Origin of the sequence: Citrobacter sp. MGH106, assembly GCF_001037495.1 — a bacterium.
Taxonomy (GTDB): Bacteria; Pseudomonadota; Gammaproteobacteria; order Enterobacterales; family Enterobacteriaceae; genus Citrobacter; species Citrobacter murliniae.
Window position 1 is genome coordinate 532,031 of the sequence record NZ_KQ089823.1, and the last position, 15,866, is coordinate 547,896.

Annotated in this window: 14 protein-coding genes; 10 read left to right on the plus strand and 4 right to left on the minus strand. The window is 51.9% G+C overall.

What is annotated here, in order from left to right; translation table 11 throughout:
* Positions 1–68: 68 nt before the first annotated feature.
* From pldA to rhtC, 3 genes are all read left to right on the plus strand, one after another.
* On the plus strand, positions 69–938 hold the full coding sequence (gene pldA / locus SK36_RS22075) for a phospholipase A (RefSeq protein WP_045449120.1): 870 nt from the start codon (positions 69–71) through the stop codon (positions 936–938).
* Between the two features lie 90 nt (positions 939–1,028).
* Complete coding sequence (gene recQ / locus SK36_RS22080) at positions 1,029–2,858, plus strand: ATP-dependent DNA helicase RecQ (RefSeq protein ID WP_048223290.1); 1,830 nt, start codon at positions 1,029–1,031, stop codon at positions 2,856–2,858.
* A 63-nt stretch (positions 2,859–2,921) separates the two neighbouring features.
* Positions 2,922–3,542 carry a threonine export protein RhtC gene (rhtC, locus tag SK36_RS22085; protein WP_045449125.1) on the plus strand — a complete coding sequence of 207 codons (621 nt, stop codon included), beginning with the start codon at positions 2,922–2,924 and terminating at the stop codon, positions 3,540–3,542.
* A gap of 39 nt (positions 3,543–3,581) precedes the next feature.
* Here the strand turns inward: rhtC and SK36_RS22090 are convergent, their stop codons facing one another.
* Together SK36_RS22090 and rhtB are read right to left on the minus strand one after the other, a co-directional pair.
* Positions 3,582–4,466 (minus strand): Rpn family recombination-promoting nuclease/putative transposase, encoded by an 885-nt coding sequence (locus tag SK36_RS22090; protein ID WP_045449128.1) that lies wholly within the window; start codon positions 4,464–4,466, stop codon positions 3,582–3,584.
* Positions 4,467–4,629: 163 nt separating this feature from the next.
* The gene (rhtB, locus tag SK36_RS22095) at positions 4,630–5,250 is read right to left on the minus strand and encodes a homoserine/homoserine lactone efflux protein (RefSeq protein ID WP_045449129.1); all 621 of its coding nucleotides are present in this window, start codon (positions 5,248–5,250) and stop codon (positions 4,630–4,632) included.
* A gap of 110 nt (positions 5,251–5,360) precedes the next feature.
* Here rhtB and pldB point away from each other — a divergent pair, with 110 nt between their 5' ends.
* The 3 genes from pldB to SK36_RS22110 all read left to right on the plus strand — a co-directional run bounded on the left by pldB (position 5,361) and on the right by SK36_RS22110 (position 8,173).
* Positions 5,361–6,377 (plus strand): lysophospholipase L2, encoded by a 1,017-nt coding sequence (gene pldB / locus SK36_RS22100; RefSeq protein WP_045449131.1) that lies wholly within the window; start codon positions 5,361–5,363, stop codon positions 6,375–6,377.
* A gap of 15 nt (positions 6,378–6,392) precedes the next feature.
* Entirely contained in the window at positions 6,393–7,193 is an 801-nt protein-coding gene (yigL, locus tag SK36_RS22105) for a sugar/pyridoxal phosphate phosphatase YigL (RefSeq protein WP_048223292.1), read from the plus strand.
* Between the two features lie 80 nt (positions 7,194–7,273).
* Complete coding sequence (locus SK36_RS22110; RefSeq protein ID WP_048223295.1) at positions 7,274–8,173, plus strand: carboxylate/amino acid/amine transporter; 900 nt, start codon at positions 7,274–7,276, stop codon at positions 8,171–8,173.
* Here SK36_RS22110 and metR read toward each other — a convergent pair.
* Positions 8,061–9,014, minus strand: a complete 954-nt coding sequence (gene metR / locus SK36_RS22115; RefSeq protein ID WP_045449138.1) for an HTH-type transcriptional regulator MetR — start codon at positions 9,012–9,014, stop codon at positions 8,061–8,063. The two genes, SK36_RS22110 and metR, sit on opposite strands and share 113 nt — an antisense overlap.
* A gap of 235 nt (positions 9,015–9,249) precedes the next feature.
* On the opposite strand from metR, the gene metE reads away from it, so the two are divergent.
* A complete protein-coding gene (gene metE, locus SK36_RS22120; RefSeq protein ID WP_048223299.1) occupies positions 9,250–11,511 on the plus strand; it encodes a 5-methyltetrahydropteroyltriglutamate--homocysteine S-methyltransferase in 2,262 nt (753 codons plus the stop codon).
* 84 nt (positions 11,512–11,595) lie between these two features.
* Here the strand turns inward: metE and SK36_RS22125 are convergent, their stop codons facing one another.
* The gene (locus SK36_RS22125) at positions 11,596–12,405 is read right to left on the minus strand and encodes a dienelactone hydrolase family protein (protein WP_048223301.1); all 810 of its coding nucleotides are present in this window, start codon (positions 12,403–12,405) and stop codon (positions 11,596–11,598) included.
* 266 nt (positions 12,406–12,671) lie between these two features.
* Here SK36_RS22125 and udp point away from each other — a divergent pair, with 266 nt between their 5' ends.
* The 3 genes from udp to ubiE all read left to right on the plus strand — a co-directional run bounded on the left by udp (position 12,672) and on the right by ubiE (position 15,854).
* A complete protein-coding gene (gene udp, locus SK36_RS22130) occupies positions 12,672–13,433 on the plus strand; it encodes a uridine phosphorylase (RefSeq protein WP_006686084.1) in 762 nt (253 codons plus the stop codon).
* A gap of 140 nt (positions 13,434–13,573) precedes the next feature.
* Positions 13,574–15,004: a DNA recombination protein RmuC gene (gene rmuC, locus SK36_RS22135; protein WP_136345606.1), complete on the plus strand. Its 1,431-nt coding sequence runs from the start codon at positions 13,574–13,576 to the stop codon at positions 15,002–15,004.
* Positions 15,005–15,098: 94 nt separating this feature from the next.
* The gene (gene ubiE, locus SK36_RS22140) at positions 15,099–15,854 is read left to right on the plus strand and encodes a bifunctional demethylmenaquinone methyltransferase/2-methoxy-6-polyprenyl-1,4-benzoquinol methylase UbiE (protein ID WP_045449144.1); all 756 of its coding nucleotides are present in this window, start codon (positions 15,099–15,101) and stop codon (positions 15,852–15,854) included.
* Positions 15,855–15,866: the final 12 nt, after the last annotated feature.

A 15,866-nucleotide genomic window follows, 5' to 3' on the forward strand; every position in this document is an offset into this window, starting at 1 on the left:
CTAAGTATGTAGAATACTTGCCAGATAATTATACAATTCATCAATATTTGGTCTGGAGAACACTAAAAATGCGGGCGATTCTGGGTTGGTTATTACCAGCAGTCATGCTGCCGTTGACCGCGTATGCGCAGGAAGCGACAGTGAAAGAGATTCATGATGCACCAGCGGTGCGCGGCAGTGTTATCGCCAATATGCTGCAGGAGCATGATAACCCCTTCACGCTTTACCCTTATGACACCAACTATCTCATCTACACCAATACCAGCGACATGAATAAAGAGGCTATCAGTAGCTATAGCTGGTCTGATAATGCGCGTAAAGATGAGGTTAAGTTCCAGCTGAGCCTGGCGTTTCCGCTCTGGCGCGGGATTTTAGGCCCGAACTCTGTGCTCGGTGGCTCCTATACCCAGAAATCATGGTGGCAGCTTTCCAATAGTGAAGAGTCCTCACCGTTTCGCGAAACCAACTACGAGCCGCAACTTTTCCTCGGTTTTGCCACCGACTATCGCTTTGCCGGCTGGACGCTGCGTGATGTCGAAATGGGGTACAACCATGACTCTAACGGTCGTTCCGATCCGACCTCGCGTAGCTGGAACCGCCTGTATACCCGCCTGATGGCAGAACAGGGTAACTGGCTGGTGGAAGTGAAACCGTGGTACGTCATCGGTAGCACAGATGACAACCCCGATATCACCAAATACATGGGTTACTATCAGCTCAAAATTGGTTATCACCTGGGGGATGCCGTATTAAGCGCCAAAGGTCAGTACAACTGGAATACGGGCTATGGCGGCGCGGAGCTGGGTTTAAGTTACCCCATCACGAAGCATGTTCGTCTTTATACCCAGGTCTACAGTGGCTATGGCGAATCGTTGATCGACTACAACTTTAATCAGACGCGCGTGGGTGTGGGCGTGATGCTCAATGACATTTTCTGATCTGCGCAATGATTGTGTTTTAAACATTGCAGTTTCTCTCTCAGGCGCTGAAAATAGCGCCTGTTTTTATTTATAGCTAATGGGGTTAATGTGGCGCAGGCGGAAGTGTTGAATCTGGAAATGGGCGCTAAACAGGTTTTACAGGAAACCTTTGGCTACCAACAGTTTCGCCCTGGTCAGGAAGAAATCATCGACACCGTGCTCTCTGGCCGCGACTGCCTGGTCGTCATGCCGACCGGTGGCGGTAAATCCCTCTGCTATCAAATTCCCGCATTATTGCTGAACGGGCTAACCGTTGTCGTTTCACCGCTGATTTCCCTGATGAAAGACCAGGTTGATCAACTGCTGGCAAATGGCGTAGCGGCTGCGTGTCTGAACTCCACCCAGAGTCGCGAGCAGCAGCTTGAGGTGATGGCCGGTTGCCGCAGCGGGCAAATCCGCTTGCTATACATTGCGCCCGAACGTCTGATGCTGGATAACTTTCTTGAACATCTGGCGCACTGGAATCCGGTGCTGTTGGCTGTTGATGAAGCGCACTGTATTTCTCAGTGGGGGCATGATTTTCGTCCGGAATACGCCGCACTGGGCCAGCTGCGTCAACGTTTTCCTGCTCTGCCGTTTGTCGCACTGACGGCAACCGCTGATGAAACAACCCGACTGGATATTGTTCGTCTGCTGGGGCTGAATGATCCGTTAATTCAGATCAGCAGCTTTGACCGACCGAACATTCGCTACATGTTGATGGAGAAGTTTAAGCCTCTCGATCAACTGATGCGTTACGTGCAAGAACAGCGCGGCAAGTCCGGTATTATTTACTGTAATAGCCGTGCGAAAGTAGAAGATACCGCCGCACGTCTGCAAAGTCGTGGGATCAGCGCAGGGGCCTATCATGCCGGGCTGGAAAACAGCATTCGTGCTGAGGTGCAGGAGAAATTCCAGCGCGATGACCTGCAAATCGTCGTGGCAACCGTGGCGTTTGGTATGGGAATTAATAAACCTAACGTACGCTTTGTGGTGCACTTTGATATCCCACGTAACATCGAGTCGTATTACCAGGAAACGGGGCGCGCCGGGCGTGACGGCCTGCCTGCAGAAGCGATGCTGTTTTATGATCCAGCCGATATGGCGTGGTTACGCCGCTGCCTTGAAGAGAAACCCGCCGGGCAATTGCTTGATATTGAGCGACATAAGCTGAATGCGATGGGGGCGTTTGCCGAGGCGCAAACCTGCCGTCGTCTGGTCCTGCTGAATTATTTTGGTGAAGGGCGTCAGGAGCCGTGCGGCAACTGCGATATTTGTCTCGATCCGCCGAAACAGTACGATGGTTTAATGGATGCGCGTAAAGCGCTGTCGACGATATATCGCGTTAACCAACGTTTTGGGATGGGCTATGTCGTCGAAGTGCTGCGCGGAGCAAATAACCAGCGTATTCGTGAGCTGGCTCATGACAAACTGCCAGTCTACGGTATTGGACGTGAGCAGAGCCACGAGCACTGGGTGAGCGTGATCCGCCAGTTGATCCATCTTGGCCTGGTCACGCAGAATATTGCCCATCACTCCGCGTTACAGTTAACCGAAGCGGCGCGTCCGGTACTGCGCGGCGATGTCCCGCTACAGCTTGCCGTGCCGCGTATTGTGGCGCTAAAACCGCGTGCGATGCAGAAATCCTTTGGCGGCAACTACGATCGCAAGCTGTTTGCCAAATTGCGTAAGCTGCGCAAAGCCATTGCAGATGAAGAGAATATTCCACCGTATGTGGTCTTCAACGATGCCACGCTGATTGAAATGGCGGAACAGATGCCAGTTTCACCGAGCGAAATGCTGAGCGTCAATGGCGTAGGGATGCGTAAACTTGAGCGATTCGGCAAAGAGTTTATGGCGCTTATTCGTGCGCACGTTGATGGTGACGACGAAGAGTAGTCAGCCAGGCAAAAAAGTGCCAGGATGGTGACTCACTGAACTATTCCCCCGCGAGTCAATTTTATGTTAACGCTATTTTTTACCGTTGCGTTGGTACACATCGTTGCGCTGATGAGCCCTGGCCCCGATTTTTTCTTTGTTTCTCAAACGGCCGTCAGCCGTTCGCGTAAAGAAGCGATGATGGGCGTGCTGGGCATCACCTGTGGTGTCATGGTCTGGGCAGGTGTGGCGCTGCTCGGTCTGCATCTGATCATCGAAAAAATGGCCTGGCTGCACACTATTATTATGGTGGGTGGCGGTCTGTATCTGTGCTGGATGGGCTACCAGATGCTGCGTGGCGCGTTTAAAAAACAGGATGTCGCTGCTCCCGCACCGCAGGTTGAGCTGGCACAGAGTGGACGCAGCTTTATCAAAGGCCTGCTGACCAACCTGGCGAATCCTAAAGCCATTATCTATTTTGGCTCTGTATTCTCGCTGTTTGTAGGTGATAGCGTAGGTACCGGCGCGCGCTGGGGCATTTTTGCCCTGATAATCGTAGAAACGCTGGCCTGGTTTACCGTGGTCGCCAGCCTGTTTGCGCTACCGAAAATGCGTCGTGGCTATCAGCGTCTGGCGAAGTGGATTGATGGATTTGCTGGCGCGTTGTTCGCTGGTTTTGGTATCCATTTGATTATTTCGCGTTAATTCGGTTACCCGCCTGGGTAGACCCAGGCGGAGAGCTGTTTATTGCGCAAGTTTCTGTAATTCATCCTTCGAAAGGCCGGTCATTTCCATAATTGCATCAATATCCAGACCTCGCTTAAGCATTGCTTTTGCAATGTCCAGTATGGCAATACGTTTGCCCTCTTCGCGACCAATTTGCTTTAGCTGATCCGCCATTGTCATCAGTTTGTCTCCATGCTGCGGCACGCGCTGTGCCAGCTTATACAGTAATGTCTGAACATCTTGTGTATTCCCTGCTTGCACCATGTAGTTTATCAGCACGATTATTTGTTGTCCGCTCATCTTCTCCAGCATAAACAGGCGGGTAAGTTTATCCAGCAACTGCGCCATGTCACGCTGGCGAATATGTTTTTGCACTAATGTCAGTGCTGCCATACTGCGATGCTGCATGATTTCATCATCGGGGATTATCGTCACATCCACCAGTGGAAATGGCGTGCTGTAAAGCTGACGGGCGGTACCCGGATCCTCAAAGTGATCCAGCCAGTTCATTGAACCTTGCCAGGGCGTTTGCTTCCCATGGTAAAAGAGAACAGGAATAACCAGCGGTAGAGTATCGTTTCCTGCCTCCAGATGACGTTGCATGGCTGCGATTGCATAGCGCATCAGTCGAAACGACATATATTTATCCGGTGAGCTTTGATGCTCAATAAGCACATGTACGTAGCCATGGCCGCTGGTGGTTTCCAGTGAATAGAGGATGTCACTGAAATAGGGACGCAGATCGTCCTCCACAAAGCTACCTGATTCAAGTTGCAGCGTTTCCAGTTTGCAAATTTTGAGTAATGAGGGAGGAAGATGAAGTTCGATGAAGTCCCGCGCGGTTTCCACGCGGGAGAGGAAGGTCTTAAATACAGCATCGTGTGGTGTCGTTGCTTCCGCCATCGTCCATCATCCGTGAAAGGTGAATGTGGCTGAATTCTGGCATGAGCAATTAACCCCCTGATAGCGCAGAATAAAAGACTTTTATCCCTTTGCGGCGAGGCCCGAAAAGCCATGTACAGATGTTCTGACTGTCAGTATTTCAGTGCGAGCACTGTTCCATTTGCTACGCATGCCGAGCTGATGCCAACAGGGCGCCTATCAGCATAAACAGTGACCCAAACACTTTGTTTAGCGCCTTCATTTGCTTTGGCCCTTTAATCCAGCCTGCAATGCGCGTGGCCAGTGTCGCGTAACCGATCATCACTATCACATCGACCACAATGGTCGTGATGCCAAGCACGACATACTGCATTAACTGAGGCTCCTGCGGCATAATGAACTGGGGGAACAGTGCGGCGAGAAACACAATACTCTTCGGGTTAGTCAGATTGACAAAAACGGCCCGTTTGAACAGGCGACTGCGTGATTGTGAATTCGCCATGGTGTTCAGGTCGATAGCGCCCGCAGCGCGCCATTGTTGAATTCCCAGCCAAATCAGATAAGCCGCTCCCGCCCATTTCAACACCTCAAATGCGATAACCGAACGTGAGAATAACGTTCCCAGTCCAACGCCAACCAGCACGATATGGATACCCAGCCCGGTTTGCAAACCAGCAATCGATGCACTTGCTCCCCGATAGCCGTGGCTGATGGCGGTAGTCATGGTATTGATTGCACCTGAGCCCGGAGACAAGCTCAAAATAATAGAGGTCAGCAGGTAGGCGAACCACCATTCAAAGGTCATGAGAAACTCCCGGATTGTCTATTTTTATGCCACAATACGCTACTGTCGCTGCGTTGTGTCAGACACGGCGAAAAAAACGATTTTACTTGGTCAGCGAGGCTGGATACCTGATGTTTCAGCAGCAAAAAGACTGGGAAACAAGAGAAAACGCGTTTGCCGCTTTTTCCATGGGGCCACTGACAGATTTCTGGCATCAGCGGGAGGAAGCGGAGTTTACAGGCGTAGATGATGTCCCTGTTCGTTTCGTCCGCTTTCGTGCAGAAAAAAACGATCGTGTGATCGTTATCTGTCCTGGGCGCATTGAAAGCTACGTGAAGTACGCTGAACTGGCGTATGACCTGTTTTATTCTGGTTTTGACATACTCATTATCGATCACCGCGGGCAAGGGCGTTCCGGGCGGATGTTATCGGACCCGCATCGTGGTCATGTGGATAACTTTAATGACTATGTTGACGATTTAGCCGCCTTCTGGCAGCAGGAAGTACAGCCAGGTCCATGGAGAAAACGTTACATACTGGCGCATTCCATGGGCGGTGCGATTGCAACGCTGTTCCTGCAGCGCCATCCTAATCAGTGTGATGCCATCGCGCTCTGCGCCCCAATGTTTGGTATTGTGATGCGCTTTCCTGACTGGATGGTGCGCCATATTCTTGACTGGGCCGAGGGGCACCCGCGCATTCGCGAAGGCTATGCTATGGGAACCGGTCGCTGGCGGGCACTGCCGTTTGGGATGAATTCGCTAACCCATAGCCGACAGCGCTATCGGCGTAATTTGCGCTTCTATGCTGATGATCCGCAACTGCGTGTCGGCGGTCCCACTTATCACTGGGTGCGTGAAGGCATTCTGGCTGGTGAGCAGGTCCTGGCCGGAGCTGGAGATGACGCTACCCCAATGCTGCTAATTCAGGCTGAAGAAGAACGTGTGGTGGATAACCGCATGCACGATCGTTTTTGTGAACTCCGCGCCGCAGCGGACCATCCTGTAGAAGGAGGTCAGCCGCTTGTCATAAAAGGCGCGTACCATGAGATCCTTTTTGAAAAGGACGCAATGCGCTCAGTCGCGCTCAACGCCATTGTTGAATTTTTCAACAGGCATAACTCATCCAGCGGAAATCGCTTTGCTTAGAGGTTTAATTTTCTTATGTATCAGGTTGTTGCGTCTGATTTAGATGGTACATTGCTTTCCCCCGACCATACCCTGTCCCCTTATGCCAAAGAGACACTGAAATTGCTGACTGCTCGTGGTGTCAACTTTGTGTTCGCAACCGGTCGGCATCATGTTGATGTGGGGCAAATTCGCGATAACCTGGGGATTAAATCCTACATGATCACCTCCAACGGCGCGCGTGTGCATGATCCTGATGGAAAGCTGGTGTTCTCGCATAACTTGGATCGTGACATTGCCAGTGACCTGTTTGGTGTGGTGAATGCAAATCCGGACATCGTGACTAACGTTTATCGCGATGATGAGTGGTTTATGAACCGCCATCGCCCGGATGAAATGCGTTTTTTCAAAGAAGCGGTATTTAACTACTCGCTGTTTGAACCTGCGCTACTGGAGCCGGAAGGCATCAGCAAAGTGTTTTTCACCACCGACTCACACGAAAGGCTGCTACCGCTGGAGCAGGCGATTAATGCCCGCTGGGGCGATCGCGTGAACGTCAGTTTCTCCACTCTCACTTGCCTGGAAGTGATGGCTGGCGGCGTCTCGAAAGGCCATGCACTGGAAGCGGTAGCGAAAGCGATGGGTTACAGCCTTCAGGACTGCATTGCCTTCGGCGACGGTATGAATGATGCAGAGATGCTCTCCATGGCAGGAAAAGGCTGCATTATGGGGAATGCGCATCAGCGCCTGAAAGATCTGCATCCGGAACTGGATGTGATTGGTCTCAATGCCGACGATGCTGTGCCACATTATTTGCGTGAGCTTTTTTTACAGTAATGTTGTTGTTTGTTAATTGACCAGTTGTCAACTCTGTTCTTCGCTACAATGGGTGTACCTTTTGTTAAGAGACATCCATTGTGGCGTTACTCATCATTACCACGATTCTGTGGGCCTTTTCTTTTAGCCTGTTTGGCGAGTACCTTGCCGGTCATGTTGATAGCTATTTTGCGGTACTGGTTCGTGTTGGGCTTGCGGCGCTGGTATTCCTGCCGTTTCTGCGTACCCGTGGGCACAGCGTAAAAACAATCGGTCTGTACATGTTGGTGGGAGCCATGCAGCTTGGCATCATGTATATGCTGAGTTTCCGTGCCTATCTCTATCTGACGGTTTCAGAGTTACTGTTGTTTACTGTCCTGACGCCGCTCTACATTACGCTAATTTATGACCTGATGAGCCGACGCCGCTTACGCTGGAGTTACGCGTTCAGCGCGTTACTGGCGGTGATTGGTGCAGGGATTATTCGTTACGATCAGGTGACCAGTCATTTCTGGACCGGTCTGCTTCTGGTGCAGCTTTCCAACATTAGCTTTGCCATCGGTATGGTGGGTTACAAGCGTCTAATGGAAACTCGTCCAATGCCACAACACAACGCCTTTGCCTGGTTTTATATGGGGGCGTTGCTGGTGGCGATTGTTGCCTGGTTCATGTTGGGGAATGCCCAAAAAATGCCTGAAACCACGTTGCAGTGGGGGATCCTGGTGTTTCTTGGGGTGGCGGCATCTGGCATTGGTTACTTTATGTGGAACTATGGCGCGACGCAGGTGGACGCGGGTACGCTGGGCATTATGAATAATATGCATGTGCCTGCGGGACTGTTGGTTAACCTGGCAATCTGGCATCAACAGCCTCACTGGCCGAGCTTTATCACTGGTGCGGCTGTGATAGTGGCCTCACTGTGGGTACATCGGCATTGGGTCGCTCCGCACTCCGCACAAACGGTAAGTGATCGCAGGCGTGATTCCGCGCTGAACGAATAAACGCTTCAGTGACTGGCTGGCGCTGCTCACCGTCGCGTACAGCGGCGTACAGTCGACTCCACAATCCATTGCCCAGGGTTTTGGTCACCACCAGACCCTGGCGTTCAAAACTCTCCACTACCCAGTGCGGCAAGGCGGCGATACCCATTCTGGCGGCAACCATTTGAATCAACAGCAGGGTGTTATCCACGCTCTTCAACGACGGGCTAATGCCAGCAGGCTGCAGGAAATGACGCCAGACATCCAGTCGACTGCGCTGTACCGGATAAATGAGAAGAGTCTCACTGGCTAAATCTTCCGGCGTGATCTGCGTTTTGCTGGCCAGCGGATGATCGGGTGCCAGGATCAGACGCACTTCAAAATCGAACATCGGTGAGTAGTGCAGGCCACTACGCGGCAGAATGTCGGACGTCATTACCAGATCCAGCTCATCCTGCTGTAATGCCGGCTGCGGATCGAACGTCACGCCGGATTTAAAATCCATCTCTACTTGCGGCCAATTTGCGCGGAAATTCTCCAGCGCGGGGGTCAACCACTGAATACAGCTATGACACTCAATGGCGATACGCAGCCGGGTTTGCTGCGGCTCATTACATGCCTGCAGCGCACGACCAATTTGTGGCAGCACCTGGTTTGCCAGTTGCAGCAAAATTTCGCCCTGCGGCGTAAAGCGCAAAGGCTGACTTTTACGGACAAATAGTCGAAAGCCAAGACGCTGCTCCAGATCGCTGAACTGGTGAGACAGGGCGGATTGAGTCTGATGCAGCGTCGCTGCTGCGGCTGCCAGCGAACCACTATTCCGCAACGCTTGCAGCGTTTTCAGATGTTTAATCTCGATCATGAAAGTCCTTCACCTCGGCATGAACAAATTGCGCTTGAGGAATACACAGTACCTTTACATTATGGATGTGTAAACATCTGGATGGCTAAAATCCTTCGTCTTTTAAATTTATGGTGTGTTGGCTGCGTTTTTCCACCCCGGTCACTTACTTCAGTAAGCTCTCAGGGATGAATAAACTTGCCTCCTTCCCTAAATTCAAAATCTATAGGATTTACATATAATTAGAGGAAGAAAAATGACAATACTTAATCACACCCTCGGTTTCCCTCGTGTTGGCCTGCGCCGCGAGCTGAAAAAAGCACAAGAAAGCTACTGGGCGGGAAATTCCTCTCGTGAAGAGTTGCTGGTAGTAGGCCGTGAGCTGCGTGCCCGCCACTGGGATCAACAAAAGCAAGCGGGTATTGACCTGCTGCCGGTGGGGGACTTTGCCTGGTACGATCACGTCCTGACCACCAGTTTGCTGTTGGGTAACGTCCCGGCCCGCCATCAGAACAAAGACGGCTCTGTCGACATCGACACCTTATTCCGCATTGGCCGTGGCCGTGCACCGACCGGTCAACCGGCGGCGGCGGCAGAAATGACCAAATGGTTTAATACCAACTATCACTACATGGTGCCGGAGTTCACTAAAGGTCAGGAGTTCAAACTGACCTGGACCCAACTGCTGGACGAAGTTGACGAAGCGCAGGCGCTGGGTCACAAAGTGAAACCGGTGCTGCTGGGTCCTGTGACTTACCTGTGGCTGGGCAAAGTGAAGGGCGAGCAGTTTGACCGTCTGAGCCTGCTGAAAGACATTCTGCCAGTTTACCAGCAGGTGCTGACTGAGCTGGCGCAACGTGGCATTGAGTGGGTGCAGATTGATGAACCGGCACTGGTGCTGGAACTGCCGCTGGAGTGGCTGGATGCTTACAAATCAGCGTATGACGCGCTTACAGGACAAGTGAAGCTGCTGTTGACCACCTATTTCGAAGGAGTAACCCCGAATCTCGACACCATCACCGCACTGTCGGTACAGGGTCTGCATGTTGACCTGGTCCATGGTAAAGATGACGTGGCAGAACTGCACAAACGTTTGCCAACTGACTGGCTGTTCTCTGCGGGTCTGGTGAATGGCCGCAACGTCTGGCGTGCCGATTTAACCGAGAAATATGCGCAGATTAAAGACATTGTCGGCAAACGTGCGCTGTGGGTAGCCTCTTCGTGTTCCCTGCTGCACAGCCCAATTGATCTGAGTGTCGAGACTCGCCTTGATGCTGAAGTGAAGAGCTGGTTTTCTTTCGCTCTGCAAAAATGCGGTGAGCTGGCGCTGCTGCGTGATGCGCTGAACAGCGGTGATACTGCCGCGCTGGAGGAGTGGAGCGCGCCGATTCAGGCTCGTCGCCATTCAACCCGTGTACATAATGCAGCCGTTGAAAAACGTCTGGCTGCGATCACTGCACAGGACAGCCAGCGTACCAATGCTTATCCGGTACGTGCCGAAGCGCAGCGTGCGCGCTTTAACCTGCCGGCATGGCCGACCACGACCATTGGTTCCTTCCCGCAAACCACGGAAATTCGCGGCCTGCGTCTGGACTTCAAGAAAGGCAATCTTGACGCCAACAACTACCGCACCGGCATTGCGGAGCACATTAAACAGGCCATTGTAGAACAGGAGCGTTTAGGCCTCGACGTGCTGGTACACGGTGAAGCCGAGCGTAACGACATGGTGGAGTATTTCGGTGAGCATCTGGATGGCTTTGTCTTCACCCAGAACGGTTGGGTACAGAGTTACGGCTCTCGCTGCGTGAAGCCGCCAGTGGTAATTGGTGATGTCAGCCGTCCGGAAGCGATTACCGTTGAGTGGGCGAAGTACGCACAGTCACTGACTGATAAACCGGTTAAAGGCATGCTGACTGGCCCTGTGACTATTCTCTGCTGGTCATTCCCACGTGAAGATGTGACTCGTGAAACTATCGCTAAACAGATTGCGCTGGCGCTGCGTGATGAAGTCGCGGATCTGGAAGCCGCTGGCATTGGCATCATCCAGATTGACGAACCGGCATTGCGCGAAGGTCTGCCACTGCGTCGCAGCGACTGGGCAGCATACCTGGAGTGGGGCGTGGAAGCTTTCCGCATTAATGCTGCGGTGGCGAAGGACGAAACCCAAATCCACACTCATATGTGTTATTGCGAGTTTAACGACATCATGGATTCGATTGCGGCGCTGGACGCAGACGTGATCACTATTGAAACCTCACGTTCTGACATGGAGCTGCTGGAGTCATTCGAAGAATTTGACTATCCGAATGAAATCGGACCGGGCGTGTACGACATCCACTCACCGAACGTTCCAAGTGTCGAGTGGATTGAAGCCCTGCTGAAGAAAGCTGAGCAACGTATCCCCGCAGAGCGTCTATGGGTGAACCCGGACTGTGGTCTGAAAACCCGCGGCTGGCCGGAAACCCGTGCCGCACTGGCAAACATGGTCAAAGCCGCGCAGAACCTGCGTCAGGCGTAAGATTAAAAACGGAGGCGCAAGCCTCTGTTCTGATGAGATGTTTTGTAAGCCGGGTAAGGCGTAGCCACTACCCGGCAAAATACGTTATTTCTTCCCGCCATAAAGTGCGAACCACTCCAGCATTCTTTGCCAGCCGTCTTTTGCAGACTCTTCGTGATAGCTCGGGCGATAATCGGCGTTAAACGCGTGTCCGGCATCGGGATAGACCACGATTTCCGCTTTGGCATTCGCGGCGCGCAGTGCCTGACGCATCGTTTCGATAGTCTCTTGTGGAATGCTGTGGTCCTGACCGCCGTAAAGCCCCAATACCGGTGCATTCAGGTCGGTAGCGATATCGACAGGGTGTTTAGGTGAGTTCAGGGTTTTGTCGCCAATCAGTTTTCCGTACCACGCCACAGCCGCTTTGAGCTGTGGATTGTGAGCGGCATACAGCCAGGCGATACGACCGCCCCAGCAAAAACCGGTGATCATCAGTTGATGTGCATCACCGCCGTTGCGGGAGGCCCAACTGGCAACGTGGTCCAGATCGGCCAGCACCTGGGAGTCAGGCACTTTAGCTACCAGGCCACTCAGTAGCGTAGGGATATCTGCAAAATCATTTGGATCGCCCTCGCGAAAATAGAGTTCCGGGGCGATAGCCAGATACCCTTCCAGCGCAAGTCGGCGGCAAACATCACGGATATGTTCATGAATGCCAAATATTTCCTGCACGACAATGACTACGGGCAGCGGGCCATCAGCCTGTTTTGGCCGCGCGTGATACGCCGGCATATCATCGCCTTGAGAAGGTATTGACGTTACACCTGCGATAATCGCGTTATCCGGTGTGTGAACTGTTGTTGATGCGGGTGGGGATGCAGCAGGTGCAAAGCCAGATTGTCGTATTGTTGTCATGGTATTCTCCGTACCCTTAAATAATCAGCAAAAAAGCGCATTGTTAACTATAGACACATGCAACGAATCACATTGCCTTAAACGGTCTATCTTTTGTGCAAGGCTTCCCGATGATGAGTAGTTAATGTGATGTGTGTCACTTTTTCACGGTAAATTAATGCAATTGATTTACATCATGGTGATGGCTGTCACGAAAATATGTTTATGCCTTCGGTAAAGTGTCTTTTTGCTTCTTCTGACAAAACCGATTCACAGAGGAGTTTTTTATGTCTAAGTCTGATGTTTTTCATCTCGGCCTCACTAAGAACGATTTACAAGGGGCCCAGCTCGCTATCGTCCCTGGCGACCCGGAGCGTGTGGAAAAGATCGCCGCGCTGATGGATAAGCCGGTCAAGCTGGCATCTCATCGCGAATTCACTACCTGGCGTGCAGAACTGGATGGTAAAGCAGTGATCGTCTGCTCCACCGGTATCGGCGGCCCATCTACTTCTATCGCTGTAGAAGAACTGGCTCAACTGGGCATTCGTACCTTCCTGCGTATCGGCACTACTGGTGCTATTCAGCCGCATATCAATGTTGGTGATGTGCTGGTAACCACGGCATCAGTTCGCCTGGACGGTGCAAGCCTGCACTTTGCGCCAATGGAATTCCCGGCTGTTGCGGACTTCGAATGCACCACCGCGCTGGTTGAAGCAGCGAAATCTATCGGTGCAACTACTCACGTGGGCGTTACTGCCTCTTCTGATACCTTCTACCCAGGCCAGGAGCGTTACGACACCTTCTCTGGTCGTGTGGTGAGCCGTTTCAAAGGTTCTATGGAAGAGTGGCAGTCCATGGGCGTTATGAACTATGAAATGGAATCCGCTACGCTGCTGACTATGTGCGCAAGTCAGGGTCTGCGTGCAGGTATGGTTGCTGGTGTTATCGTCAACCGTACTCAGCAAGAGATCCCGAATGCAGAAACCATGAAGCAAACGGAAAGCCACGCGGTGAAAATCGTGGTAGAAGCAGCGCGTCGCCTGCTGTAATACACCCTTCTTTGTAAAAAGGCCGACGTGTTCGGCCTTTTTATTTTGCGTAGTGCCTCGCAGGAAATTCCTTTTAAACTGGACGTTTATACAGCACAATTCTATTTTGTGCAGGTAAGTCGTTGCTGTAAGGGGGCGTTGTGGATATTTCAATTATGATGAGTGCTGTGGTGGCGTTGGCTGCAGGGCTGCTTGTGGGTTGGCTGGCGACCAAAGCGCGTGCCGATCAGATCCGAGCAGATCTCATCGAAGAACGGCGTGAGTTGGATATTGCGCTGAGCGCCGCCCGGCAACAGCTTTCGCAGGAAGCCCACTGGCGAGAAGAGTGTGAGCTACTCAATAACGAGTTACGCAGCTTACACAGCATCAACATCTCTCTGGAAGCCGATCTCCGGGAAGTCACCACCCGTCTGGAAGCGACGCAGCAGCACGCTGAAGATAAAATTCGCCAGATGATCAACAGTGAACAGCGTCTGAGCGAGCAGTTCGAAAACCTTGCGAACCGTATTTTTGAGCACAGCAACCGCCGCGTTGACGAGCAAAACCGGCAAAGCCTGAATAGTCTGCTTACGCCATTGCGTGAACAGCTGGACGGTTTTCGCCGTCAGGTTCAGGATAGCTTTGGTAAAGAGGCGCAGGAAAGGCACACTCTGGCGCACGAAATTCGTAATCTCCAGCAATTGAACGCGCAGATGGCGCAGGAAGCCGTTAACCTGACGCGGGCGTTGAAAGGGGATAACAAGACCCAGGGGAACTGGGGAGAAGTGGTGCTCACGCGAGTACTGGAGGCTTCCGGTCTGCGTGAAGGCTATGAATATGAAACCCAGGTCAGCATTGAAAATGACGCGCGTTCACGGATGCAACCGGATGTTATTGTCAGACTACCACAGGGAAAAGACGTGGTTATCGACGCTAAAATGACGCTGGTCGCCTACGAGCGCTATTTTAATGCAGAAGATGACTACACCCGGGAGAGCGCGTTGCAGGAGCATATTGCCTCTGTGCGTAACCATATTCGTCTGTTGGGACGCAAAGATTACCAACAGCTCCCAGGGTTACGCACGCTTGATTATGTACTGATGTTTATTCCCGTTGAACCTGCTTTTTTGCTTGCGCTGGACAGACAGCCCGAACTGATAACCGAAGCACTCAAAAATAACATTATGCTGGTTAGCCCTACTACGTTGTTGGTGGCATTGCGCACTATCGCGAATCTGTGGCGTTATGAACACCAGAGCCGTAACGCGCAGCAGATTGCAGATCGGGCCAGCAAGCTTTATGACAAAATGCGGTTGTTTATCGATGATATGTCGGCGATCGGCCAGAGTCTGGACAAAGCGCAGGACAACTACCGACAGGCGATGAAAAAACTCTCCTCAGGGCGTGGAAACGTCCTGTCGCAGGCAGAAGCGTTTCGTGGATTAGGTGTAGAAATTAAGCGCGAGATTAATCCTGAACTGGCTGAACAAGCCACAACTCAGGATGAAGAATACCGCTTACGCTCGGTCCCGGAGGCGCAGCTGGATGAGGCTTATCCCGATAATGTGGCGGCAAATCAGCAATCGAACTAGCCCGTTTGGGGTAGTTGAACCCGGCAGAAGGGTAGGGCAAATTGGCCCAATCTGTTACACTTCTCGAACATTTTATTGATGAGTAGGCACTGAGATGGTGGAAGATTCACAAGAAACGACGCACTTTGGCTTTCAGACCGTCGCTAAAGAGCAGAAAGCTGACATGGTGGCCCACGTTTTTCATTCTGTGGCGTCTAAATATGACGTTATGAATGATTTAATGTCATTTGGCATTCATCGTTTGTGGAAGCGCTTCACCATTGACTGTAGTGGCGTGCGTCGCGGACAAACCGTTCTGGATTTGGCGGGTGGTACGGGAGATCTGACGGCGAAATTTTCTCGCATGGTTGGTGAAACCGGTCAAGTCGTCCTGGCGGATATCAATGACTCAATGCTCAAAATGGGTCGCGAAAAGCTGCGCAATATCGGTGTGATTGGTAACGTCGAGTATGTCCAGGCAAATGCTGAGGCACTGCCTTTCCCTGACAATACCTTCGACTGCATCACGATTTCGTTTGGTCTGCGTAACGTAACGGAAAAAGAGAAAGCATTACGATCCATGTATCGGGTATTGAAGCCCGGTGGACGCTTGCTGGTGCTGGAGTTTTCCAAACCGATTATCGAACCTCTGAGCAAAGCGTATGATGCTTACTCTTTCCATATTCTGCCACGTATTGGTTCAATGGTGGCCAACGATGCAGAAAGCTACCGTTATCTGGCGGAGTCCATCCGCATGCATCCCGATCAGGACACCTTAAAAGCGATGATGCAAGATGCCGGGTTTGAAAGCGTGGATTACTACAACCTGACAGCAGGTGTGGTTGCGCTGCACCGTGGCTATAAGTTCTGACAGGAGATCGGG

Bases quoted from the DNA above. Each gene is read 5' to 3' on its own strand.
- SK36_RS22090 (WP_045449128.1), bottom strand. From the start codon at position 4,466: ATGGCGGAAGCAACGACACCACACGATGCTGTATTTAAGACCTTCCTC.
- yigL (WP_048223292.1), top strand. From the start codon at position 6,393: ATGTATCAGGTTGTTGCGTCTGATTTAGATGGTACATTGCTTTCCCCC.
- ubiE (WP_045449144.1), top strand. From the start codon at position 15,099: ATGGTGGAAGATTCACAAGAAACGACGCACTTTGGCTTTCAGACCGTC.
- rhtC (WP_045449125.1), top strand. From the start codon at position 2,922: ATGTTAACGCTATTTTTTACCGTTGCGTTGGTACACATCGTTGCGCTG.
- udp (WP_006686084.1), top strand. From the start codon at position 12,672: ATGTCTAAGTCTGATGTTTTTCATCTCGGCCTCACTAAGAACGATTTA.
- SK36_RS22125 (WP_048223301.1), bottom strand. From the start codon at position 12,405: ATGACAACAATACGACAATCTGGCTTTGCACCTGCTGCATCCCCACCC.
- pldB (WP_045449131.1), top strand. From the start codon at position 5,361: ATGTTTCAGCAGCAAAAAGACTGGGAAACAAGAGAAAACGCGTTTGCC.
- metE (WP_048223299.1), top strand. From the start codon at position 9,250: ATGACAATACTTAATCACACCCTCGGTTTCCCTCGTGTTGGCCTGCGC.
- rhtB (WP_045449129.1), bottom strand. From the start codon at position 5,250: ATGACCTTTGAATGGTGGTTCGCCTACCTGCTGACCTCTATTATTTTG.
- metR (WP_045449138.1), bottom strand. From the start codon at position 9,014: ATGATCGAGATTAAACATCTGAAAACGCTGCAAGCGTTGCGGAATAGT.
- pldA (WP_045449120.1), top strand. From the start codon at position 69: ATGCGGGCGATTCTGGGTTGGTTATTACCAGCAGTCATGCTGCCGTTG.